Here is a 22,549-nt window from a genome sequence, read left to right on the forward strand (position 1 = left end):
TCTGCCAGCAAGGGGAATTTACAACCAATTTAGTCGGGTTTCGTCAAGCCAAAAAATGACTGATTGTCAAATCAATGACTCAATTTCTGGTTTAACCCATGGACATTTTTCATTTTTGAAAATTGGCAACGCTTACGACATTTTCAGGAACATGGGATAAATTTTTCGAAACATGGAAGGCGGCACATCCGCATCCCAGTGCCCGGTCAACTGCGCCCAGACATAGAAGCCCAACAGCACGGCCACCACGCCGATACCCACCAGCAGCCATGGGGCTTTGCCGCCCCCGGCAACCGAGAAACCGAGGCAACCATCCACCGGGCAGGCCCCCACGCATTCGGCGCAACCGATGCATTCAGGTGTGCGCACGGCCAGCTTGCCCTCGACACGAATGCCTGACGGACACTGCTTCGTACACTTGCCGCAGCCGATACAGGTGTCGGCATCGCGCTTGATGAAGGTGGGGCTGAACCACGAAACGATACCGAGCAGCGCACCATACGGACAGAGATAGCGGCACCATGCGTTGCGCACCACCACACCAAACACGACCAGTCCTGCGATAACCCCCAGCGAAAGGGTTGAGGGCGCGAGGAAGAAGTCGAGCATCTTGGCATCGGCCACCATGTTGTAGGGGCTGTTGATGAACTCGGAGACACCGCGGGCGGGCATGGAAAAGACGATGTATACGAAGAAGCCGAGGCCGCCATATTTGAGGGCGGTCAGCGGGTAGTCGATGTATTTGTGCGGCACCATGGCCAGACCGAGCTTGCGCCCCAGTCGTTCCTGTAGGTTGGACAGAAATCCCACCGGGCAGATGTAGCCGCAGAACCCCTTGCGGAACAGGACGGCCATGCACAGGATGGCCAGAAAGATGGTCAGACCTGCCGGGTGAACCGTGTCCCATACGCCCGTCGAAATCCACTGACGAAGGCCCAGCAATGCGCTGATGGGCAGGAATCCTTCCACCGCGCCCGGCTTGGGAACAAAGACCTCGGACCGCCCCATGGCCCAGTCAAGAAAGGCGACAAAACGGAATCCCACGTAAACACAGAAGAGAGTGAATACGGCCTGCACGGCCAGACGAAAACGTGAAGGGGTCAATATATCTTTCATAAGTACCTGTGCTCTTTTTCGGGCTGTCTACGCCTCTGATTCCGCACAGGCAATGACTTACGTCAATTTGCACAATATCAGCAGAACCATTCGGCCTTATTCGCCATATTGTCGTTAGACCTTAAATAATAATTCAAACGCCCCGCTCTATTCATAATACTAAGAAGCACCATGAAGACATTTCTTTCGATCCTTGTGCTGCTCCTGCTTCCCGGTCTCGTCTCTGCGATGGACCGGGAGATCGTCGTTGCTTCCGGAGAGTGGCCACCATGGACCGGAAAAGCGCTTCCCCACTACGGTTTTATCAATCACGTTGTCGAAGAAGCATTCGCGCGCGAGGGCTATACTGTCACTTTCGAATTCTACCCTTGGACACGCAACATACATCTACTTGAGCATGGCGAGATTGACGCGGCTTCATACTGGTACATGAATAAACGTCGGCAGGAATTCGCCCTGTACAGTGCGCCACTGTCCGAGGAGGAAGTAGTATTCTTTCATCTCAAGGGCAAAAAGCTCCCTGACTGGCAGGACCTCTCCGAACTCATGGGATACCGCATCGGCATGGTCCACGGCATTCCATACTTGGACCAACTGTGGGAGTTGAAGAGCGCAGGAGTTCTTCATCTCTTTTTCTCCAACACCGAAAAAGAAAACTTCCAAAAGCTGCTGCGCAGGAGAATCGACATTTTCCCCTCTGCCCGCCGCATGGGTGAGGAGGTTTTGAAAAACGAATTCCCACCAAAGGAGCGGGACGTTATCACCTATACTCCCAAAGCACTCATTACGCACAAAGGGTACATCCTGTTCCCCAAAAACCGCCCTGAAAGCGAGCAGCTCCGCAAGGCCTTCAATACCGGACTCAAGAAACTCCGCGCCGACGGCACATATCACCGCTTGTTCAAGGCCATGGACCGGGGGGCATACGCCCTACCGCCTGAACAATAAAAAAGGGCCGTCCAACAGAACGGCCCTTCTCATTTTTCTATGTCAGTACGCTACGCCAGAGCCTCGGCGACACGCTCCTGAATGAAATCCTGGATTTCCTGCACACGGTCCTCGGATGCAACGGACACGCCTTTGGCAGCCTGAGTGATGAGCTCAGCGTCCAGATCACTCATCATTTCGATGGTGAACCCGTCCACCTCACCTTCATCAGCCACGAGCCCGCAGCCGCCGACTGCGCCAAGGAACTCGCCATCTTTCAAGACCGGCACGCACACACGCATCATTCCCGCGTCACATTCTTCTGCGAACGGCTTCTGGCCCTTCTGCATCAGCTGCAGAAACATCTGGCCCGCAGGCGCACAGATGGCGCCGAATCCCTTGGCGTCCTCACGGATGGCCTTGCACAGGTCATTGCCCCAGGTGTTGTCGCGCAGGCGCTTGCCTTCCTTGTTCATGACATCGGCATTCAGATTGAACCGCTGGTGCAATTCATTCTGCAATGCCACCCATCCCTCTTCCGGCATGAAATCCGTGAGTTCCATCGAGAAATCCTTCCTTTGATATGGTTTCGCATATCGCTCCAGCCCCTCAGCGGCGATACACCAAAGGGGGATTACGCCCATTTCAACGCCTGTGCAAGTGTTCATGGGAGTTGAGCCGGAAGGATTTCTCTTTGATTCTCCTAGACTTCCGCCGTGTAAGGCGGCGCGGGATCGTACTGCAGGATCTTCCTGACCATTCGAGCGTGATCCGGAGTGTGGATTTCGCCCACAAGCCAGAGCGCCATGTCGATTCCGGCAGACACGCCCTGCGAGGTCACGACCTTGCCGTCACGAACATACCGCTGCTCGGGCAACTCGGTCACTTCGGGATCATTGGTCAGGGAATCCATGAGCATCCAGTGCGTGGTTGCCTTGCGGCCTTTGAGTAGACCAGCTTTCTGCAGGATGAGGCCTCCGGTGCAGACAGCGGTCATGTAGTCGACCTTGTCATACTGCTCCCGGACCCACTCGATGGCCTTGTCATTGCCGAGGGCGTACTCGTCGACTTCCGCCGTGCCGGGCAACAGCAGCACATCCAGCGGCGGTGCATCGTCCAGACTGTAGTCGGGTATCACCTGCAAGCCGCCGACACCACGTATGGGCCGGGTGTCCGCAGCAATGGTCACAACCTGCCCGCTGTTCAGGAGGTGATTCGAAGCCTGAAACACCTGCATGGGGCCGACGAAATCCAGTTCCGCGACCTGTTCATAGATGAATATCCCGTAGGTAAGACCTTTGGTCATAGTATTCTCCTTTGGTAAAATGGGCTCGATATTGAGCCGGGCTGACGCCAAGCCTTCGCTGGAAGGCACGGCGCAGTCGCTCCTCGCGGCCGAAACCGGCTTCAAGGGCGACGTGTTCAAGGCCTTCGGCACCTGATTCGAGCAGTTCGCGCGCGCGATCGATCCGCATCTGCTCTATGAACCGGGCCGGGCTCATGCCTGTTTCCGACGGAAAAATTCGTGCAAAGGTCCGCGGGCTCATGTGCGCCTTTTCAGCGAGCTGCTCCACGGTCAGCTTTTGATCAAGATGGGTTTCGACCCAATCCATGAGGGGCTTGAAGCGCTTGCCCACTTTGGCCTGCAACGCAAGGGTTGCACTGAACTGGCTCTGACTGCCGGGACGGCGGCGATAGAGAAGAAGGAGCCGGGCGACCTCAATGGCCAGATCTGGACCGTAATCGTCCTCCACCATGGCAAGGGCCAGATCGATTCCCGCCGTCACCCCCGCGCTGGTGGCGACATCTCCGTCCTGCACATAGATGGCGTCCGCTTCCATTTGAATATCGGGATAAAGTTCGGCCAGCCTGTCAGTCATCATCCAGTGGGTCGTCACCCTGCGCCCGTCAAGGACGCCTGCAGCGGCCAACAGAAAGGCTCCGGTGCAGACAGACACCACCCGACGAGCCTTCCCTGCGGCCTTACGGACGGCATCAGCTACTGAGGGCTCGGTGGAAACAGCCTCTGCCACCATGCCTCCCGGCACCAGCAGGGTATCCACTTCGGCCATGCCGGGGCGTACGTCCGCATGAAACCGCAGCCCGGATGACGTCGGCACCGGACCGGGCCTGATGGCGGAGAAGATCAGCTCGTAGCCGTCCTCTTCCCTGCCGTTTCGTGAAAGCATCTCGTCCGCAGCGTGAAAGACCTCCAAAGGACCGGAAACATCCAAGGCCACCATGCCGGGGTACAGAAAAAATTCCATGCGCTTCTTCATGGAACCAAAATAGAGAGAAACTGACATGGCAGCAATGACAAAAAACACGCATTTTCTGCCAGACATTCCACCAAACTCGCGCCGCCGTAACGATTGCCACGCGATTTCTAGTTTGCAGGCTTCGGGAAAATGGATAGAACGGTGGTCGGAGAGATATTACATGTTTGATTTCGAGACTAAAAACAAATTTCGCGCCATCACTTTCGGCGTACCGTGGAACCTGATGCTGCTGACATTCGGGTCGTTCCTCATCGCCTTTTCCGTCAAAGCCGTGGCCGTTCCGCACGGACTGCTCACCGGTGGCATGTCAGGTATCGCCCTGCTGTTCTATTACGCCTTTGGCGGACTGAGCACAGGTCAGTGGTACCTGCTGCTCAACCTCCCGGTCTTTGTGCTGGGCTGGGTGTTCGTCAGCAAACGGTTCTTCTTCTATTCCTTATATGGAATGGTGGCGGTGTCGATCTTCATCGACATGATCACCTATTCCATGCCCATTCAGGATGTCTGGCTGGCCGTGATGACAGGCGGCGGCATACTGGGTGCGGGCGTGGGCATCGCACTGCGGTCCCTCGGCTCCACAGGCGGTGCGGATATTCTGGCCGTCATCTGCAAGGAAAAGTTCAACATGTCCATGGGGGCCTTCGAGTTCTGGTTCAACGCCATCGGGTTCATAGGCGGTTTCCTCTTTCTGGACATCCAGATCGTGCTCTACTCCGTGGCCATGACCTTTGTCATCGCCGTGGCCATCGAATACGTCATGGGCTTCGGCAGTGAGCGCAAGATGGTCATTGTGGTATCGGAGAAGCACGAAGAGATCCGTCAGGAAATTCTGGTGAAGCTGGATCGCGGCGTGACCATGCTCAAGGGCACGGGCGGCTACTCCGGCGACCCCAAGGAAGTGGTGCTGACCATGATCTCTTCCATCCAGCTCAAGCGGCTGGAAGAGTTGGTGTATACGATTGATCCGGATGCGTTTTTCATCATGGGCTCGGGCTTCCACGTTCTGGGGCAGGGCTTTTCCTCAAGGAAGGTATATTGATGTTCAAGTCCAAGAAAGAGTCGCCCCCGCCGTGCACCATCGGTCTGCTCACGGACTTCGGCCTGTCCGACCCTTACGTGGGCCAGATGAAAGCCGTGTTCGCCAACAAGGCCCCGGCCTGTAAAGTGGTGGACATCACCCACGGAGTAGCCCCGTTCAACGTGGCGCAGGCTGGCCTTTTTCTGACCGCGAGCTATGTGCATTTCCCCAAAGACTCTGTCATCCTGTCCGTGGTGGACCCCGGCGTGGGCACCGACCGCCGCATCGTGGGTCTGAAGCTCGACGACCGCCTGCTCATCGCCCCGGACAACGGTCTGCTCTCGCTGGCCCTCAAGACGGCGTGGGCCAATACCATCCGCGCCTTTGATCTTTCCCGCGCCATGGATGCGCCAGAGAAGGTCTCGCACACCTTTCATGGCCGCGACGTGTTCGCGCCGCTCACGGCATGGCTCGCGCTGGGCGGTAATCCCGCGGGGCTTGGCGGTGAGATCGACCCGTCCGACCTGCTCACGCAAGATTGGTCACAGCCCGCCATCAAACGCAACGAGGCCACGGCCCACGTCCTGCACATCGACCGCTTCGGAAACTGCGTGCTCAATCTCGAGGCCGGGGATATCGGCAATCCAGCCAACCTGACCCTGATCAATCCGGCTGGCGGCCCGCTGGCCTATGTCACCACCTACGCCGACATGCCCGAGGGCGCGCCCGGCCTGCTGGAAGGCAGTCAGGGTTTCCTCGAAATCGCTGTCAACCAGAGCTCGGCGGCCCGCCGCTTCGGTCTGTCCATGGGCGACACCATCAACCTCACCTGGGATCTCTAGATGCTCTCCTTCCGCTGCTATCTCGATAACCTCGCCTTCATGACCCGTCTGGCCCCGTCGCGCATCATTCCTGATGAAAATTTCGGCCGCCTCATGGCCTACATGCCCGCCGTGGGCCTGACCCTCGGCGCAGTCGTGGTACTGCCCTTTGCCCTCGGCCTGTTCGGCTCGGCCCCATGGGTGCAGGCGTGGCTGATGGTGATGCTCTCCATCTACCTCACCCGCGGCCTCCACTTTGACGGCGTGGCTGACGTGTCCGATGCAGTCACCACCCACACCGACCCCGAGAAGTTCTGGCAGGTCATCAAGGACTCCCGCTCCGGCGCGTTCGGCATTGTCGGCCTGATCTGCGTTGCGGTTGGTCAGATCATCCTCTTTCACGAGATGGCCGCAGCAGGCGCATACGCCGCCATTGCATGGGCCTTTGTCCTCGGCCGCACCGCCTGTGTCGGTTTCGGCTACGTCGTCCGCCACCTGACCCGCCCCGGGTTGGGCAAGCTGCACATCGACGGCGCATCGCTCCCCGTAGTGCTCGGTACCACCGGCGCGACCATTGTGCTCGGCGTCTTCATGGCAGGCCCGCTGCCCACCATCGGCGCCATGCTCTTCACCACGGCCGCCCTGTACCCGCTTCACAAGCTCGCAGAGCACGTCAAAGGGGCCAACGGCGACTTCCTCGGCTGCTCGATTCTCATGGGCGAACTGGCAGCAGGACTGGGCTTCGCGCTCTTCATTTAGCCGTACCGCGGCTGACGCATCTGGACATACGCGGTTACCGGACTTATGTTTTAATTCCGACCTGTTCTCCATTTTTAGGCCGGGCAAGTGTTTAGCATTCAGGAGATATTGAAATGAAAATGACGGACCTGATGACCGTTGAAGAGTGGCAGGCTCTGGAAAAGGAGCTTCACGAAAAGTTCAAGATCAACGCCGAAGTCGTCGAGGAAGACGGCAAGCGCGTCACTGGCAAACGCCTCTGGTGTAACGACCTGTGCAAGACCATTCGCGAGAGCGACAAGGGCGTGGGCGGCATCTGTGCCCCATCCGGACAGGAATTCGTCCGCCTGACCCGCGAAGAGCGCAAGCCCTTCATCGAGGAATGTGACATCTGTCTGGCCAAGATCAACGTACCGGTCGTGGTCAACGATGAACTGATCGGCGCAGTCGGCGGCTGTGGGCCCCTGCCAGAAGGCAACGAACTGGAAGAGTTCATGGTCTCCGTCACCATGGGATTGGAAGAAGGCGAGATTGCCCAGCTGGCTGAATCAATCCCCACGGCCTCACAGGAGAGGTTGGAAGAGATTCAGGCCTTCATCGAAAACAAGGTCGCCGAAGTCTTGGCCAGAAACTCCTAGCCCTCACAACGAACCTACCGAAAGCCGCTTCAAACGAGGCGGCTTTCTTTTTTGCACCCCCTTGGCAAAGTGGGGGGATCGTCGTACCCTGCCCGGAAACAGAAACCTATCTTTCGGAGGTCTTATGCATTTTCGCCATATACTCACTCTGCTCGCGCTCATCCTCATCCTGCCGGGATGTGCGCCCAAGCTGAAAATTTTCGCCGCGCCAACCACAGAACCGCTTCAGGAGTTCACCATTGAAGGAGAAGGGGAAGGCAAGGTCGCGCTCATCTACCTCACCGGGTTCCTCGCGTCCCAGCCGAAGCAGGGCTTGATGCGTCCCACTCCCAGTCAGGTACAGGAGCTGGTCAGCGCGCTCCGTATTGCCGAGAAGGATGAAGAGGTCGGTGCCGTAGTCGTGGCCATTGATTCTCCCGGCGGCACCACCACAGCCTCCGACATCATCTATCACGAGCTCATGGGCTTCAAGCAGCGCACCGGCAAGAAAGTCGTCGCCGCCATGTTCGACGTGGCCGCATCCGGCGGTTATTACGCAGCCCTGCCAGCCGACTGGATTCTGGCCCATCCCACCACGGTCACCGGCTCGGTCGGTGTCATCTTCATGCGTCCCAAGGTGCAAGATCTCATGGACAAGGTCGGTGTGGATGTCGAAGTGTCCAAGTCCGGCCGCGACAAGGACATGGGCTCGCCCTTCCGCGCAACCACGCCTGAAGAGGCCGCCCTGTTCCAAGGCATCATTGACGACTACGCCTACCGTTTCCACACGCTGGTGGCCAAGCATCGCAAGCTCACCGCCAAGGACATGGAGCAGGTCAAGACCGCCCGCGTATTCACTGCCAATCAGGCCAAGGCTGTCGGGCTCGTGGATCAGGTCGGCTATGTGCAGGACGCCTTTGCCAAGGCCCGCCAGCTGGCCGGGCTGGGCAAGGATGCCCGCATTGTGACCTATCGTCGCGACACCTATCCCAATGACAACCCGTACAACACCATGTCTGCCACCGACACCGGCAAAATCACCATGCTCGGCGTGGATGCAAGTTTCCTTATGCCGCCCAAGGCCGGGTTCTATTATGTCTGGCCGCAGGGCATGAGTCAGTAAGATTGCCTCCGGCGGGCCCTCGCCGGGCGGGCATCTCCGACGGCTTAAGAACCCTTTGGGAAAAGGGTTCTTAAGAATCTCCTAAACCTTTTATCGCTCGCTTCGCTCGAGGCCGTCCGACATAAATGGATAAACCTTGCGCCGACAGGCGCAGATGGGATTCCAAAGGCCCTCGGCCTTTGGTCGGGTGCAGGGTTGAAAACCCTGCTTGCTCATTCTTCATCCGCCCGCATGGGCGGCTCTTCTCCCAAAACAAAACGGCCTCGCAGCTCATTGTTGCGGGGCCGCATTCTTTTCCGTACAGTGTCGGCTCAAATCAGAACCAGAAGGAGAGTCTCATGCAACTTATTTCATCCCAGATGACTGGATATATGGAAAAGGCTTCCTGGATTCGCAAGATGTTCGAAGAGGGCATCAAGCTGAAACAGGAATTCGGTGTAGATAACGTACACGACTTCAGCCTCGGCAACCCTGACCTGCCGCCGCCGGCCGCCATCAAGGACGCCCTGGCCGAACTGGCCGATCAGGCCGACCAGCCGTTCTTCCTGGGATACATGCCGAACTTCGGCTACCCTGATGTTCGCCAACGCCTGGCCGAGGAAGTGTCCAAGGAACAGGGCGTGGAAGTGCCTGCCGATTGTCTGGTCATCACCTGCGGCGCAGCCGGTGCGCTGAACTCCGTGTTCCGCGCCGTGCTCGAACCGGGCGATGAAATTCTGACCCCGGCTCCGTTCTTCGTTGAGTACGGTTTCTACGCCGAGAACCACGCCGCCACCCTCAAGACTGTCCCGTCCAAACCGCTGACCTTCGAGCTGGACCTCGACGGCATTGACGCCGCCATCAATGACAAGACCCGCGTGGTGCTCATCAACTCGCCGAACAACCCGACCGGCGCAGTGTACACCCGCGAAGAGCTGGACGGCCTTGCCGCCATCCTAGAGAAGCACAACGCCAAGCGTGATCGTCCGATCTACATTCTGTCTGACGAGCCGTACCGTTTCCTCGCCTTTGACGGCGTGGAAGTGCCGAGCCTGCTCGACGTCTACAAGTACTCCATCGTCTGCTCCTCGTTCTCCAAGAACCTGTCCATGGCAGGCGAGCGCGTCGGTTACGCCTGCGTAAACCCGGCCATCGAGAACAAGGAACCGCTGATGGGTGCCATCATCATGGCCAACCGCATCCTCGGTTTTGTCAACGCCCCGGCGCTGGCTCAGAAGCTGCTCGGCAAGGCGCTCGGCACCTCTGTTGATGCCTCCATCTACGACAACCGCCGCAAGGCCATGGCCGAAGTCCTCGATAACGCAGGCTTCAAATACACCATGCCCAAAGGCGCGTTCTACTTCTTCCCCGAAGCTCCGGGCGGCGACGATATCGCCTTCTGCGCCAAGCTGCAGGAAGAGAAGATTCTGGCTGTTCCCGGCACCGGCTTCGGCTGCCCCGGCTACTTCCGCCTCGCCTTCTGCGTAGGCGAAGATGTCATCCTGCGAGCCAAGGACGCCTTCAAACGCGCCATGGACAAAGCATAGCGACACGCCCATTCAAGGAGCCCGGAAGATCTGTGATCTTCCGGGTTCTTTTTTTTGCCCACCGTCATACAGAGACTGTGGTTCAGTTTTTTGTCCGGTTTAAAAATTTGTCCTTTCAACCTGCCTTTGTGATGGAAGTTGAAATTTTTGAACCAAAGACACGAAAACTCGCCACTCTTGCCACCAATAAAATTGGCCATCATGTTCCTGAAATATAAGGATATAAAATTTATTTTTGATCGTTCAAAAAGTTTGGCACGCTGAATGCTATAAAGAAAGCATCTTCCTTTTATTTGCACACGAGAAAACAACAAGCCTCCTCCGGGAGGCTTTCTCGTTTTCTGAGGGCAGAATCCCAAAAACAGACTAGCGATAAATCTTGCAGTGCTTGACGATGATTTCGTCAAGGCGGCCTTCGGCCTCGAGGGCTTGGAGAGCGCGTCGCACCTTCTCTACGGTGGCGGGAGGGGTAGCGTGTCCGAAAGCCATGTAAATATCTTCCTTGAAGAGAGGAAAGACCTCCACCCAGTAATCCTCCGGGAGTTTGGCGTGCCGGAGCCAGCAGGCAAGGGATCGGGGATCGCCGGTGGTCATGTCGATGCGCATGGTTTCCGGGGCGGACTTGAGGGTGTTCTGCTGTTCGCAATTGACCGGGAAGAGGTTCACATTTTCCTTGAAGCCTTTGGAACGCAAAAAGTGATGAGTGGATGTTTCCCGGGTCACACCGATACGGTAGAGCTTGGCCTCTTCCAATGACTTGATTTCGATGTCGCGCCATTCGGGCCGGAACAGGGACATGGTGACAGCCAGTCCCTCGATCTTGATCCACTGAAAATCATCTTCTCGGACGGGCAGGCGGAAAACCGGATACAGCAGGACATAGGGCTGCTGGCGGGCCGTCTCGTAGGACCGGGCAAAGGGATAGACTTCGATCTTGTGCTCCAGACCGGACCGATCCAATACCTCGTGTACGATCTCGGACACAAAGCCCTTGATCTCACCGTCTTCAGTAAAGGTATAAGGAGGCCACTCTTCAGTGACCGCAATGATAGCCTCTCCCCGAGCATGCCCAGCACACATCAGCACGAGAAGAGCAACAATCAGCAGCACTCGACGCATGTCTATCCTTTTGAGGCTATCCGCCGATGCAGGGAATTCCGCACCTCTAGCCTCGAATAGTAATATATAGACACGGTTGAACGAGTTATGTCTAGTCCTGCTTTCTCTTTTTTATGCGACGGAAGGAGTTTGAAAAGGATTTAAGGAAGCGTTTGCCCTTTCCTGCAGTCTCACGGGCCGCCTCCACGGTCTCGGCCTCAACCTCGCGACTGGTCTTCACCACCTGCTCGGCTTTCTTCTCGACGCTCTTTCGCGCACCCGCCACCTTTTCAGCGGTCTTGCTGGTCACGGCATTGACCTTTTCGCGAACAGATTGCCCGGCCTTGCGCGCACCGTCCCCCACCTTGGCAGTGGCCTGCTTCACACCGAGTCCGGCCTTCTTGGCACCGTCGCCCACGGCATTGGCCGCGCCCTTTACACCGGAACCCACGGCATCCACGGCGCTCTTCACGCCGCTGCCCACGGTCCCGGCTGCTCCCTTGACGCCTTCACCCACCTTCCGGGCTCCACCGCCAACGGCATCGGCCGCACCTTTCACACCGCTTCCCACGGCCCCCGCAGCATCCTTCACACCACCGCCGACCGCTCCGGCTGCGCCTTTCACGCCACCACCGACCTTACGAGCGCCCGAACCGACAGCTTCAGCCGTTCCGGAGATGGTATTGCCAACGGAACGGGCTGCCTTGCTGGAACCTTTCTTGACCGCGCCAGCCGCACCCTTGACCAACGCCTTGGTGACGTAGGTCACGGTCTCACCGGACATGGTCATGAAAACCTTGGACGCCTCCAGCGTAGCCGAACGACGCATGGCACCCTTGGCGTCGAGATCAAGGCTCAGGTAGTTGCGAGCCACGATGCCGCACCGCAGGGTGAGCAGGCAGTTGGTGGTACCGTCCAGCACCGACGTAGTGATGGTCCCGGCAATGGCCTGTGCGCCCGGCACTGCCCCGATGGCAGAACCGCCGATGAGCGGCCCCATGAGTTCGTGGACATATTCCTCAATACCAAATTCCTCGATGGAACCGGCCAAGAACGAGGTCGCCCCGATATTGGCAAAGAGATTGACCATCTCCCGCCAATGGGGACGCTGATTGTAAATGTGTGCAATGCGCCACGTCAGACGCACCAGCATGAAGAGCACTACCAGCGAATCGAGCCGCCCGTTCTGGGAGATACCCGTGGCAATGAAAATACGCTTGGCCGTGTCGCGAATTTCGATGTCAGACTGCTCGCGGAGATAGGCCAGCCCCGCCTCCATGTCGGCCTCTTCGTTGATGACCAGTTCGGCGTCACGCAACAGCTTGTTCTTCTTCAAGCGACGATAGAGCTCGCGCCTGAAGGCTGCCAGATCTTCTTCTGAGGGATCGGCATAGACCATCATGGGTTTGGGTCGCATGAACGCGATGGCTCCGCCCCATGCGAGGCATGCGCCCACCGCACCAAGCAGGGACCAGAAAACCCACGGCTCAAGGGCAGGATTGAAACGGGCCGCAAACAGGGCCAGACCGGAAACGCAATTATAGAGGAACGCCAGAAAGGCCCCGATAATGATCAGGCCTGCCAGCGTAATAAAATTTTTCATGTATTTGGGCATGAGCGGACAATACCCATTTTCATCCTGCCGGGAAAGTAGTGTGCATAATCCCGCACAAATTCGGGAGAATCCCCCATTTTTCACCGCGGCCATTGCCAAATTTGTCACCGTACGTTAACTGGCTTAATCCAAACTTAATATTGGTTATTTTTCATCTTCAGCCCGATATGCACCTCGGGCCATCTCAAAGGGACACCCATGGAACCCATCGGACACATTACGGTATGCCACGGCGCGGCAACGGCAACCGGCGAAGACGGCACTCGAGAGCTCACAGAAGGCTCTCCTCTCTATGAAAATGACGCCATTCTGACCGCCAAGGGCGGCTCCGTTGAAATCAAATTCATCGACAACGCCCTCCTGGCCCTCGGCGAGGAAAGCGAAGTGGTGCTCGACAAGTACGTCTACTCCGACGATATGGGCGATGCGGTCATCAAGATGGTGGAAGGCACCTTCCGCACCACCACCGGCGCGCTGGTGGATGTGAATCCCGAAGGTTTCCTGCTCGAAACTCCGCTGTCCACCGTGGGTATTCGCGGCACTGACATCGGGGTCAACGTCCCCGGCGGAGGAGAGCCGGATCAGGTCTTCCTGCTGGAATTCGACGGCAAACCCGTAGTGGTTGGCTCTACCATTCCTGGAAGGGCTCCGGTCATCCTGACCACATCTGGCAGCCTGACTACAATCACGCCATCCGGTCCCGGCCCGATAGAACCGATGACGCCGCAACAGTTCCAGTTCTTCGATCAGTTCACACCCGACAGTTTGCGCCAAAGCCCACCGGCCCAGCAGGAGTTATCCGAAGACGACACGGGTGACGATGGCGGAGTCGATGGAGACGAAGCAGGAAGCGAGATGCCCGGCGAGCTGGCTGACGCAGGAGAACAAGGCGGCTCCGGCGAAGGCGGCGAGCAGTTGACGCTGTTCGGCGCGGATGGAGGGGACGAACCGCATGCCGACGGTCCGCACCAATTATTCCATGCGCAATTCGGGTTGATGCCCAACGGCGGATTACTCCCCGCTACGCCCGGCAACTTTGCACTCCCCCAACCAATTCAACCCATTGAAGAAACCCAGTACGACGATGCAGGTACAGGGAGCGATAGCGACACCACGCTCATCAGCATTCAGGACATGCCTTCCTTTGGCAGGGACTCCGACGGCACAGACGTGGATCAGACAGGCTTCACCGTGGATGAAAAGACCGACGGGGCCGACACCTTTGATGGCAGCCTTGCCGACAGCACCATGGTCATTGCCCATGACGGCGACGACGACATTTCTGGAACAATAGGCGATGACTGCATGCTCTTCGGCGGCGGAGGCGATGACGAGCTCTCCTGCTACGGCGACACATGCGTCCTGTCTGGCGGCACAGGCAACGACACGCTGATCGGCACCAATGGGGACTCTCTCGTGGGCGGCTCCGGCAGCGATCTATTTGGCGTGGGCGGCGCTTCTGCCGGCACCTTCAATTTCACCGTACTCGATTTCAGCAGCGCCGAGGGCGACAAGATCGGTTTCACCAACGTGGTCACTGAATTCGTACATGACGACAACAGCGACGGGGTCCTGGACTCAAATTACTTCGCCAGCTTCGAGAACTACGGCGACTATGACCCCAGCTACGGCGCATTATCAGGCGGCAATTCGGACCACAAGTTCGTCTACGCCCCCATCGATGCAGGCGAAACCCAATGGGGACTCTACTACTGCAGTGACGGCACCGGAGCCGGAACTAACGGCGAACTCTTTGTCACTTTTGACAGCGATGTGGACCTGACAGCAGACGACATCACCTTTCCGACCATCACATAGTTTTTTCACCGCGCACCAACAAAAAAAGGCCGGGCATAACGCCCGGCCTTTTTTATTTCAGTAACTATCCGCCCTACGCCATTTTGATCGGGTCGGGGAGGTCCAGCATGGGAGCGATGATCTCCTTCATGGCCTGACCAGTGGCGGTATCTTCCTTCACCTTCATGAAGGGGAAACCTTCGTCGCCGGAATGGGCGACAGCCGGGTCCATGGGGATGCGACCGAGGAAACGGACGCCAGCTTCTTTGGCGAGGTCTTCGCCGCCGCCGGAATTGAAGATGTTGTGCACCTTGCCACAGTCGGGGCAGGCAAATCCGGACATATTCTCGACAAGGCCGAAGACGCGGTTGCCCACATCACCCACGAAGGAAAGGGAGCGGCGAACGTCATCGATGGCCACGCCCTGCGGGGTGGTCACGACCACGGCCATTGCGGTGGGTCCGAGGGTCTGCAGGGTGGACAGGGGCTCGTCGCCGGTGCCCGGAGGGCAGTCAACAATGAGGTAGTCCAGATCGCCCCACATGACGTCTTCCACGAACTGCTTGATCAGGCCCACTTTCACGGGACCACGCCAGATGACGGCCTGACGCTCGTCTTCCAGCAGAAAACCGAGGGACATGACGGAGAGGTTCTTGCTCCAGGGGACCGGCTCCATGCAATCCACGCCCATGTGCGGCTTCTCACCCTTGAGGGAGAGGAGGCGCGGCACGCTGGGACCGTGAACGTCTACATCGAGGAGGCCGACCTTCTTGCCTGCCAGAGACAGGGCCACGGCGATGTTGGTGGCCACGGTGGATTTACCCACGCCGCCCTTACCGGACATGACCACGATCTTGTGCTTGATCCGGCCGAGGGTCTTCTGAAGCTTGTCATCCACCGGCTGATCGCAACCAGTGGAGCTGGCACAAGTGCCATCGGAATTTGCCGAGGAGCAACCGCTGCATCCGCTCATATCTTTTCTCCTAAAAAATGACGGTCAAACGGCCGCCGTTGGGTATCAAAATTCACCGCCCATGCCGGGCGGTCAGCAACAAATAATCACCGTTGTGGGAAAGTCAAATACCAGAGTTGTGAAGTCTGCTATTCCGGCTCACTGATCAAACGCCGCCCGGCAGCCGGGCATGGCGAGTGAGACGAGATTGTCTGCCTTGAAAGCATCCAGCACGCACTCCACATCGCCGCTGAGCCAGGGGAATACGGTCACGCCGTTCAGCTCCAGCCTTGCCCGGGCCTGTGTACTGAGCGCGCCGCACAGCAAAAGGGATACCCCGCAGGCCAATATGGCGGATGTCCTGTCCATAGGGTCCTTTGAGGGAAGGGATAGGAGGCCTGCGGGGTAAATATTGTCATCTTGTATTTCAAACAGCCTTAGCTCGTCTGCAGTATCACAGACAGAAGCCAGCCGATCTCTATAGCACGCCAGACAAAGCAGCGTTCTGTTGCTTGCACACATAATCGCTCCGTCCGGCGAACCCAAACCGGCCGGATTGATCGAGCATGGAACGTGCCAAAAAACAACCACTGTCAATTCAATGCGTTACTGAAAAGCAGCACACAAAAACGGGCGCACAGTTCGCCCTGCGACTACTTTCAAGACGAATTATTAGCCCTCGTCATCCTTTGCGAGCATTCGTCGCAACGTGTCCTTGGAGATTCCCAGTTCACGGCAAGTTGCCATGCGCTTGCCCTTATTACGGGCCAAAGCCACCCGTGCGGCCCTGCGCTTGATCTCGTCCATGGTGCCATAGAGGCCGCTGGTTCCTTCGCCTCCGGCGGCATCGGGCTGGAGATGGTCAGGCAAGTGTTCCATCTGGATGAAGCCCGACGAACAGAGAATAAAGGCGTACTCGAGAATATTCTCCAGCTCGCGCACATTGCCGGGAAAGTCGTGCCGCATCAGCACATGCAGGACGTCCTCACTGATGCCCTCGATCTCCTTACCTTGCACCGTATTGAACTCGCCGACAAAGTGCTCGACCAGCAGCGGGATATCCTCACGTCGCTCGGTCAAAGGCGGCAGGTCCATAGTCACGACGTTGAGGCGATAGTACAGGTCCTGCCGAAACCGGCCGTCCGCCACCCGTTTTTTCAGGTTACGGTTGGTGGCAGCCACGATGCGCACATCCGCCCGAACCTCGCCAAGCCCGCCCAGGGGCTCGAAGGTGCGTTCCTGCAGGAAGCGCAACAGTTTCACCTGCAATGCGCCGGGCAGGTCGCCGATCTCATCAAGAAACACAGTGCCACCCTCGGCCATCTCCAACCGCCCCGGCTTGTCCGTACGGGCGTCGGTGAATGCCCCGGCCTTGTAGCCGAACAGCTCCGACTCCAGCAGGGTGTCCGGCAGCGCGCCACAGTTCACGGCCACGAACGGCTTGTCCTTGCGCGGACTCAAGTTATGGATGGCGCGGGCGAACAATTCCTTGCCTGTTCCCGACTCGCCGAGCAGCAGGACGGTGGCCGAACTCTGGCTCACCTGCGGCATGATGCGAAATATTTTTTCCAGCGCCGTGCTGCGCCCGATGATGTCCTCGAACCGATAGAGGTCCTTGACCTTGCGCCGCATGACATGGATCTCGGACAGATCGCGGAAGATCTCCACGCCGCCCACCACTTCGCCCTGTGCATTGGTCAGGGGCGAGGCCGAGATGGACACCGGGACCTTGGTGCCGTCGCTGCGAATGATAAAGATGGATTTGTTGATGATCCGCTTGCCCGCGTGGATGCACTCACCAATGGCACACTGCCCGTCGCACACGCTGGACCGGAACACGTCACGGCACTGGCTGCCCACGGCCTCACTGGCCGGGATGCCGGTGATACGCTCGGCAGACTCGTTGAAATAGGTGATGTTCCAGTCCGCATCCACGGTAAACAAACCGTCGGCAATGGAGGCGAAGACATCCTTCAATGGTAGATTCTCGGGGAAAGACATGGCGAAACACTACGCACCCGAATGGAACTTGCCAATGGGAAAACGCCTTTTCCGGGCGGCATTTTCTCCCGATGGACGAAAAAAGCGCCCACTCGCATGTGCGGGTGGGCGCTCTGAATGTCGATAGAGGGCTGGCTTACAGCTTTTCAGCGCGCTTTTCACGCAGCCACTTGTACCACTCTTCCATGTTCTCACCGCTGCGGGCGGAGATGGGCATGACCTCGATGTCCTTGTTCAGCTTGGTGGCGTGGCCCTTGGCCTTGTCGAGGTCGAAGTCGACGTAGGGGAGCAGGTCCACCTTGTTGAGCAGCATGACAGCGGAGATGTGGAACATGAGGGGGTATTTTTCCGGCTTGTCGTCACCTTCGGCAACGGACAGCAGGGTGACCTTGTAATCTTCGCCCACTTCAAATTCTGCGGGGCAGACCAGGTTGCCCACGTTTTCCACGAACAGGATGTCCAGACCTTCGAGGTCGAGTGCCTTGAGGGAATCCAGCACCATGCCGGAATCGAGGTGGCAGCCGCCTTCGGTGTTGACCTGCACGGCCTGGGCGCCGGTGGCGGCCACGCGCTGTGCGTCATTATCGGTCTGGAGGTCGCCTTCGATGACCGCCATCTTGAACTCTTCCTTGAGGTCGGTCAGGGTGCGTTCCAGCAAGGTGGTCTTGCCTGCGCCCGGAGAGCTCATGAGGTTGAGGCAGAGAATCTTCTTCTCTTTAAATTTAGCTTTAAGTTCCTCGGCAAGCCGATCGTTGGCCTCGAGGACATTGCGTACGATGGTGACTTCCTGTGCCATGAATAACTCCTCAATATGTTACTACTCGTCGTCGATTTCAATCGAATCGATGAGCATTTCCTTCCCTTGCAAAACCTTATGTCCAAGTAACTGATCGCACTTCGGACACGGCATGCACCGCGAATGCTCAGGGACAAATTCCTCGCCGCAATCACCGCACGCCACTCTGATGGGGATTTCAACAATCTCCAGCTCGGCTCCGTCAAAGCCTTCAGTGGGTGTCAGCGCATCCCAGGCGAACTTCAGGGATTCAGTGACCACACCGGCGAGCGCGCCGTTTTTGATGACCACTTTCTTGAGCTTCTTGCCGTCGTGCTTGACCATTTCCTCGCGCAGGATGCCGAGTATGGATTGAACTATAGACATTTCATGCATGGAAATTTGGCTTACCCCTTTTTCAAGGGTGCGGCAAGGGAGATTCGGCATTTCGGATAAAAGAAAAGAGGAAGTCGCCTTCGGCTCCGATTTTATTGAGATAAAGTTTGAAAGGCAAAAATGGAAGACCGCCTATCGGCGGCGATTGTTGTACTCATTCCCTGCCGGAGGCGTCCTACGCGGACGGCGGTTCTTTCTATCTCTGCTGTCCTCATCCGTAAGCCTCGAAAATCTCGGCAACGGCTGACGGCTGGCTGAGCCGCCCCAAGAAAGAACCAAAGAAACGCGGCTTTGTGTGCTCCCCGCCTCGTGAGCTTTCGCCAAGAATCTGATCCAAATCGAATGCCTTGTATTGCCCCTCGCGAACGAGTTCGCTTCATTTTGCCTTCGTAAACAAGCGGCATTCAATTTGGTCAGCTTCTACAGCTTAGGCTCAAGGGCTGGTCCAATCCTTTGTGTAAAGGCAAAAAGCCCAGATTCCCCCATATCCCCCAAAAAACACCCCAAGGGCCTTGGGTGCGCAGCACCCAACACCGTGTTAACGCCATACACTACCAACAAGCGTACGCCACCTCCCCGCCTTCAAGGCTTGTGAGAGTGGTGCAGCTGTGCATTTCTCGGGTGCCGATCGGCCGGAGGCGTAGCCCAGCTACGGAGAGGACCGGGCGGTGCACGAAAAATGCGCAGATGCGCCGCTATCGCAAGCCGGAGCAACGCAATCAATTGACAAACGATGCAAAATATCGGATGTTCGCCCCGTTCTCAGGGCGGGGTGAAAGTCCCCACCGGCGGTGAGCCATTAGTGGTAAGCCCGCGAGCGCCTCCCTCTGTTGGGAGGGTCAAGCAGACCCGGTGTGATTCCGGGGCCGACGGTGATAGTCCGGATGGAAGAGAATACGACGGTTCGCCGTGGCCGCGCTTCGGTGCGGTACGTCCACGCGCCCTTGCGTGGCGTGTGCGAGCGTCCTTTCCTGCGCCCTGATTCACCATCTCTACCGAAAGGAGAAACATGATGAATCAGTCTCAACTCGAACAGTTCGGCGACTCCATCGTGCGAGTCGAAAGAGCGCTCCAGGCCCTCCGCGAGGGCAAGGGCATTCTTGTCACGGACAACGAAGACCGCGAAAACGAGGGCGACCTCATCTTTGCGGCAGAGACCCTTACCGACGAACAGATGGCTTTGCTGATCCGCGAATGCAGCGGCATCGTCTGCCTGTGCCTGACCGATGAAAAAGTTCGCTCCCTGGAGCTGCCCATGATGGTCGAGGAGAACAACTCCCAGTACCAGACTGCCTTCACGGTCACCATCGAAGCAGCCGAAGGCGTCACCACCGGCGTTTCCGCGGCTGATCGCGTCACCACCATCAAGGCAGCCATTGCCGAAGGCGCCAAGCCTTCCGACATCGCCAGCCCCGGCCACGTATTCCCGCTCCGCGCCCGCAGCGGCGGCGTGCTGGAACGCGGCGGCCACACCGAAGCCACCGTGGACATGACCCGCATGGCAGGCCTCGCTCCGTGCGGCGTGCTCTGTGAGCTGACCAACCCGGACGGCACCATGGCGCGCCTGCCCGAAATCATTGAATTTGCCCTTAAGCACGATATGCCCGTCTGCACCGTGGACGACATCGTCGCCTACCGCAAACTCAACGAAGCCGTGGCTGCATAACGCCACGCAACAGAGCCTCCCGCTCTGCCAAAACAAAAATATCGAGGGCCGTTACCGATGAGGGACGGCCCTTTTTTCATGCCTGTTTCTACACAAAAGATATAACCACCTTGCACCGTTATCCCTGAAAGAGTACGATTCCTTCGGTTGGTAAAATGCCACGCAGTGGAGCGCGCATGAAACTGAGAAATATTGCTCTCACGAGCATCTTCATATTAGTCCTTGTGGCAATGGCCACGGAATTCACGGTCTCGCACCTGATCGTTCAGGACGGCTTCAACAATCTGGAACGACAACAGGTCGAGACAGATGTTCAGCGAGTGAAAAATGAAATCGCAAGGGAAGCCGAAGGCCTCGACACCTTTCTGTGGGACTGGGCTTCATGGGATGACACCTATAACTTCGTGCAGACCGGCAATCCGGAATACCTCAAGTCCAATCTTCCCATCGGCACCTTTCTCGACCAGAACCTGAATCTCGTCATCATTCGCGACAACGCAGGGACTGACGTCTATGCAAAGGCAGTCAACGCTGATGAAGAATTCGACCCACAACTGGTTCGGGACTTCAACAGCCTGACAAGAGGCGTTGAGCTCCCGGAACGGGCCGAAGAAGCCGGCCGTGGAGGCATCGTTCTTATCAATGATGTCCCGTTCATCTTCTTTACCCGGCCGATTCTGACATCTGAAGAAGACCTGCCCAGCATTGGTACCATGATCATGGGACGTTTCCTCTCATCGGAAATAGTCGAAGCCATAGCCGCCCGCATGGAGATCACCCTGAGCATTCACCCAACGTCCATCGAGCATCAGAACGAAAGGTCCGTAAAACGAGAATTGGCGACGGGGCTCAAGGCGGTTGTCATCGCCCAAAACGCCGACATCATCAACGGGTACGGCGTTGTTGAGGACATTACCGGGCAGCCCGCGCTTATGATCGAAATCAGCGAACCAAGACACATCGCTGCCCACGGTCGTTCTGTGGCGATGTACAACACCCTATTTCTCGCCGCCCTGCTGCTGGTCTTCAACGCCATGCTCTACTTCCTCATTCAGTACCGGGTCATCTCGCGAGTGGAACGGCTGAACAGTCAGGTCCGCGAGGTGGATCTGGAAAGTGAGACCGCCATGCGCGTCAATACCGACGGCGATGACGAGCTCTCACAGTTGGGAACCAACATCAACGCCATGCTGCAACGCCTCGCGCTAGACCAGAAGAAGTTGCACGAAGCCCACGACCTGCTGGAGGCCAAGGTAGCCGAGCGTACCCTTGAGCTTGAAGAAGCGAATGTGGAGTTGCAATGCCTCGACAAGGCAAAGTCGCAATTCCTCTCATCCACTTCCCATGAGCTGCGCACGCCGCTCACGGCGATACTCGGCTTCATCAAGCTCATGGAGCGAACCTTCCGCAAGCACTTCCAGCCCCACCTGAACAATGTGGACGAAGCCACCCAACGCATGGGCACCTTCCTTGAGAATTTCAAAATCGTGCGCAAGGAAACCGATCGCCTCGGCCGCCTGATCAACGATCTGCTCGACCTCAACAAAATCGAGGCCGGGCGAGTGGAATGGCGTGACACCGACGTGGATGTATCGAAGCTGGTACGCCATGTGGGTGACACCATGGCCGGTCAGTTCAACGACCTGCCTGCAGTGGACTTCTTCGTTGTCACTTCTCCGGATCTTCCTTCACTCCACATCGATGAGGACCGGCTCCATCAGGTACTGGCCAATCTCGTAAACAACGCTGCCAAATTCACGGACGAGGGGATCGTGAGACTCAGCGTGCGGCAGACCAAAGACAACATGCTCGAGTTCTCGGTGGAAGACTCCGGGCCCGGCATTCGGGAAGAAGACGTTGAACGGATCTTCGACACCTTCTATCAAAGCCAGCATGACTGGGAGCGCCCGGGCACGTCTCTCGGGACCGGGCTTGGCCTCGCCATCTGCAAGGAGATCATCGAGCACTACAACGGCAGCATATGGGTGGAATCCCGCCGTGGAGAAGGGTCCAATTTCAAATTCAAACTCCCCCTGCCCTAAACAACAAAAAAAGAGGCCGCCTCGTTAAAGGCGGCCTCTTTT

21 protein-coding genes and 1 riboswitch are annotated in these 22,549 nt (G+C 57.6%); of the genes, 10 read left to right on the forward strand and 11 right to left on the reverse strand.

Going from position 1 to position 22,549, the window contains the following annotated elements:
• Positions 1-132: 132 nt before the first annotated feature.
• Positions 133-1,116 carry a 4Fe-4S binding protein gene (locus HFN16_RS03300; protein ID WP_168889340.1) on the reverse strand — a complete coding sequence of 328 codons (984 nt, stop codon included), beginning with the start codon at positions 1,114-1,116 and terminating at the stop codon, positions 133-135.
• Positions 1,117-1,287: 171 nt separating this feature from the next.
• On the opposite strand from HFN16_RS03300, the gene HFN16_RS03305 reads away from it, so the two are divergent.
• On the forward strand, positions 1,288-2,064 hold the full coding sequence (locus HFN16_RS03305) for a transporter substrate-binding domain-containing protein (RefSeq protein ID WP_168889341.1): 777 nt from the start codon (positions 1,288-1,290) through the stop codon (positions 2,062-2,064).
• Between the two features lie 50 nt (positions 2,065-2,114).
• Here HFN16_RS03305 and HFN16_RS03310 read toward each other — a convergent pair whose 3' ends face one another.
• The 3 genes from HFN16_RS03310 to HFN16_RS03320 all read right to left on the reverse strand — a co-directional run bounded on the left by HFN16_RS03310 (position 2,115) and on the right by HFN16_RS03320 (position 4,388).
• Positions 2,115-2,606, reverse strand: coding sequence for a PocR ligand-binding domain-containing protein (locus HFN16_RS03310; RefSeq protein WP_168889342.1), 492 nt, complete (start codon positions 2,604-2,606; stop codon positions 2,115-2,117).
• A gap of 140 nt (positions 2,607-2,746) precedes the next feature.
• A complete protein-coding gene (locus HFN16_RS03315) occupies positions 2,747-3,349 on the reverse strand; it encodes a DJ-1/PfpI family protein (RefSeq protein WP_168889343.1) in 603 nt (200 codons plus the stop codon).
• Positions 3,312-4,388, reverse strand: coding sequence for a GlxA family transcriptional regulator (locus HFN16_RS03320; RefSeq protein ID WP_247648425.1), 1,077 nt, complete (start codon positions 4,386-4,388; stop codon positions 3,312-3,314). Before HFN16_RS03320 ends, HFN16_RS03315 begins: the two co-directional genes overlap by 38 nt.
• 94 nt (positions 4,389-4,482) lie before the next feature.
• Between HFN16_RS03320 and HFN16_RS03325 the strand changes: the two genes are divergently transcribed.
• From HFN16_RS03325 to HFN16_RS03350, 6 genes are all read left to right on the forward strand, one after another.
• On the forward strand, positions 4,483-5,361 hold the full coding sequence (locus HFN16_RS03325; RefSeq protein WP_168889344.1) for a YitT family protein: 879 nt from the start codon (positions 4,483-4,485) through the stop codon (positions 5,359-5,361).
• The gene (locus HFN16_RS03330; RefSeq protein WP_168889345.1) at positions 5,361-6,182 is read left to right on the forward strand and encodes an SAM-dependent chlorinase/fluorinase; all 822 of its coding nucleotides are present in this window, start codon (positions 5,361-5,363) and stop codon (positions 6,180-6,182) included. The genes HFN16_RS03325 and HFN16_RS03330 overlap by 1 nt, the downstream gene beginning before the upstream one ends.
• Positions 6,183-6,920: an adenosylcobinamide-GDP ribazoletransferase gene (locus HFN16_RS03335; RefSeq protein WP_168889346.1), complete on the forward strand. Its 738-nt coding sequence runs from the start codon at positions 6,183-6,185 to the stop codon at positions 6,918-6,920.
• 113 nt (positions 6,921-7,033) lie between these two features.
• Positions 7,034-7,537 carry a PocR ligand-binding domain-containing protein gene (locus HFN16_RS03340; RefSeq protein WP_168889347.1) on the forward strand — a complete coding sequence of 168 codons (504 nt, stop codon included), beginning with the start codon at positions 7,034-7,036 and terminating at the stop codon, positions 7,535-7,537.
• A gap of 124 nt (positions 7,538-7,661) precedes the next feature.
• A complete protein-coding gene (gene sppA / locus HFN16_RS03345; protein ID WP_168889348.1) occupies positions 7,662-8,639 on the forward strand; it encodes a signal peptide peptidase SppA in 978 nt (325 codons plus the stop codon).
• Between the two features lie 338 nt (positions 8,640-8,977).
• Positions 8,978-10,165: a pyridoxal phosphate-dependent aminotransferase gene (locus tag HFN16_RS03350; protein ID WP_168889349.1), complete on the forward strand. Its 1,188-nt coding sequence runs from the start codon at positions 8,978-8,980 to the stop codon at positions 10,163-10,165.
• A gap of 366 nt (positions 10,166-10,531) precedes the next feature.
• Here HFN16_RS03350 and HFN16_RS03355 read toward each other — a convergent pair whose 3' ends face one another.
• Together HFN16_RS03355 and HFN16_RS03360 are read right to left on the reverse strand one after the other, a co-directional pair.
• A complete protein-coding gene (locus tag HFN16_RS03355) occupies positions 10,532-11,284 on the reverse strand; it encodes an ABC transporter substrate-binding protein (protein WP_168889350.1) in 753 nt (250 codons plus the stop codon).
• A 91-nt stretch (positions 11,285-11,375) separates the two neighbouring features.
• Complete coding sequence (locus tag HFN16_RS03360) at positions 11,376-12,866, reverse strand: DUF697 domain-containing protein (RefSeq protein ID WP_247648426.1); 1,491 nt, start codon at positions 12,864-12,866, stop codon at positions 11,376-11,378.
• A 210-nt stretch (positions 12,867-13,076) separates the two neighbouring features.
• Here HFN16_RS03360 and HFN16_RS18960 point away from each other — a divergent pair, with 210 nt between their 5' ends.
• Positions 13,077-14,696 carry a FecR domain-containing protein gene (locus HFN16_RS18960; protein ID WP_168889352.1) on the forward strand — a complete coding sequence of 540 codons (1,620 nt, stop codon included), beginning with the start codon at positions 13,077-13,079 and terminating at the stop codon, positions 14,694-14,696.
• 73 nt (positions 14,697-14,769) lie between these two features.
• Here the strand turns inward: HFN16_RS18960 and HFN16_RS03370 are convergent, their stop codons facing one another.
• From HFN16_RS03370 to HFN16_RS03390, 5 genes are all read right to left on the reverse strand, one after another.
• Positions 14,770-15,648 (reverse strand): Mrp/NBP35 family ATP-binding protein, encoded by an 879-nt coding sequence (locus tag HFN16_RS03370; RefSeq protein WP_168889353.1) that lies wholly within the window; start codon positions 15,646-15,648, stop codon positions 14,770-14,772.
• A 138-nt stretch (positions 15,649-15,786) separates the two neighbouring features.
• Entirely contained in the window at positions 15,787-15,996 is a 210-nt protein-coding gene (locus tag HFN16_RS18870) for a NifB/NifX family molybdenum-iron cluster-binding protein (RefSeq protein WP_247648427.1), read from the reverse strand.
• A gap of 303 nt (positions 15,997-16,299) precedes the next feature.
• Positions 16,300-17,628: a sigma 54-interacting transcriptional regulator gene (locus HFN16_RS03380; RefSeq protein WP_168889355.1), complete on the reverse strand. Its 1,329-nt coding sequence runs from the start codon at positions 17,626-17,628 to the stop codon at positions 16,300-16,302.
• A gap of 136 nt (positions 17,629-17,764) precedes the next feature.
• A complete protein-coding gene (gene hypB / locus HFN16_RS03385) occupies positions 17,765-18,424 on the reverse strand; it encodes a hydrogenase nickel incorporation protein HypB (RefSeq protein WP_168889356.1) in 660 nt (219 codons plus the stop codon).
• A 21-nt stretch (positions 18,425-18,445) separates the two neighbouring features.
• Positions 18,446-18,790, reverse strand: a complete 345-nt coding sequence (locus HFN16_RS03390) for a hydrogenase maturation nickel metallochaperone HypA (RefSeq protein WP_348771068.1) — start codon at positions 18,788-18,790, stop codon at positions 18,446-18,448.
• A gap of 763 nt (positions 18,791-19,553) precedes the next feature.
• A riboswitch (FMN riboswitch) is annotated at positions 19,554-19,699 on the forward strand.
• A 112-nt stretch (positions 19,700-19,811) separates the two neighbouring features.
• On the opposite strand from HFN16_RS03390, the gene ribB reads away from it, so the two are divergent.
• Both ribB and HFN16_RS03400 read left to right on the forward strand, forming a co-directional pair.
• Positions 19,812-20,465: a 3,4-dihydroxy-2-butanone-4-phosphate synthase gene (gene ribB / locus HFN16_RS03395; RefSeq protein WP_168892247.1), complete on the forward strand. Its 654-nt coding sequence runs from the start codon at positions 19,812-19,814 to the stop codon at positions 20,463-20,465.
• Positions 20,466-20,641: 176 nt separating this feature from the next.
• Positions 20,642-22,507, forward strand: a complete 1,866-nt coding sequence (locus tag HFN16_RS03400; RefSeq protein ID WP_168889358.1) for a CHASE4 domain-containing protein — start codon at positions 20,642-20,644, stop codon at positions 22,505-22,507.
• Positions 22,508-22,549 lie beyond the last annotated feature (42 nt).

It is taken from the genome of Pseudodesulfovibrio sp. zrk46 (genome assembly GCF_012516435.1).
Classification (GTDB): domain Bacteria; phylum Desulfobacterota; class Desulfovibrionia; order Desulfovibrionales; family Desulfovibrionaceae; genus Pseudodesulfovibrio.

Bases quoted from the DNA above. Each gene is read 5' to 3' on its own strand.
- HFN16_RS03370 (WP_168889353.1), bottom strand. From the start codon at position 15,648: ATGAGCGGATGCAGCGGTTGCTCCTCGGCAAATTCCGATGGCACTTGT.
- HFN16_RS03400 (WP_168889358.1), top strand. From the start codon at position 20,642: ATGAAACTGAGAAATATTGCTCTCACGAGCATCTTCATATTAGTCCTT.
- HFN16_RS03355 (WP_168889350.1), bottom strand. From the start codon at position 11,284: ATGCGTCGAGTGCTGCTGATTGTTGCTCTTCTCGTGCTGATGTGTGCT.
- HFN16_RS03320 (WP_247648425.1), bottom strand. From the start codon at position 4,388: ATGTCTGGCAGAAAATGCGTGTTTTTTGTCATTGCTGCCATGTCAGTT.
- HFN16_RS03330 (WP_168889345.1), top strand. From the start codon at position 5,361: ATGTTCAAGTCCAAGAAAGAGTCGCCCCCGCCGTGCACCATCGGTCTG.
- HFN16_RS03335 (WP_168889346.1), top strand. From the start codon at position 6,183: ATGCTCTCCTTCCGCTGCTATCTCGATAACCTCGCCTTCATGACCCGT.
- HFN16_RS03390 (WP_348771068.1), bottom strand. From the start codon at position 18,790: ATGTCTATAGTTCAATCCATACTCGGCATCCTGCGCGAGGAAATGGTC.
- sppA (WP_168889348.1), top strand. From the start codon at position 7,662: ATGCATTTTCGCCATATACTCACTCTGCTCGCGCTCATCCTCATCCTG.
- HFN16_RS03350 (WP_168889349.1), top strand. From the start codon at position 8,978: ATGCAACTTATTTCATCCCAGATGACTGGATATATGGAAAAGGCTTCC.
- HFN16_RS03340 (WP_168889347.1), top strand. From the start codon at position 7,034: ATGAAAATGACGGACCTGATGACCGTTGAAGAGTGGCAGGCTCTGGAA.
- HFN16_RS03360 (WP_247648426.1), bottom strand. From the start codon at position 12,866: ATGAAAAATTTTATTACGCTGGCAGGCCTGATCATTATCGGGGCCTTT.
- HFN16_RS03380 (WP_168889355.1), bottom strand. From the start codon at position 17,628: ATGTCTTTCCCCGAGAATCTACCATTGAAGGATGTCTTCGCCTCCATT.
- HFN16_RS03300 (WP_168889340.1), bottom strand. From the start codon at position 1,116: ATGAAAGATATATTGACCCCTTCACGTTTTCGTCTGGCCGTGCAGGCC.
- hypB (WP_168889356.1), bottom strand. From the start codon at position 18,424: ATGGCACAGGAAGTCACCATCGTACGCAATGTCCTCGAGGCCAACGAT.
- HFN16_RS18960 (WP_168889352.1), top strand. From the start codon at position 13,077: ATGGAACCCATCGGACACATTACGGTATGCCACGGCGCGGCAACGGCA.
- HFN16_RS18870 (WP_247648427.1), bottom strand. From the start codon at position 15,996: ATGGACAGGACATCCGCCATATTGGCCTGCGGGGTATCCCTTTTGCTG.
- ribB (WP_168892247.1), top strand. From the start codon at position 19,812: ATGAATCAGTCTCAACTCGAACAGTTCGGCGACTCCATCGTGCGAGTC.
- HFN16_RS03325 (WP_168889344.1), top strand. From the start codon at position 4,483: ATGTTTGATTTCGAGACTAAAAACAAATTTCGCGCCATCACTTTCGGC.
- HFN16_RS03305 (WP_168889341.1), top strand. From the start codon at position 1,288: ATGAAGACATTTCTTTCGATCCTTGTGCTGCTCCTGCTTCCCGGTCTC.
- HFN16_RS03315 (WP_168889343.1), bottom strand. From the start codon at position 3,349: ATGACCAAAGGTCTTACCTACGGGATATTCATCTATGAACAGGTCGCG.
- HFN16_RS03310 (WP_168889342.1), bottom strand. From the start codon at position 2,606: ATGGAACTCACGGATTTCATGCCGGAAGAGGGATGGGTGGCATTGCAG.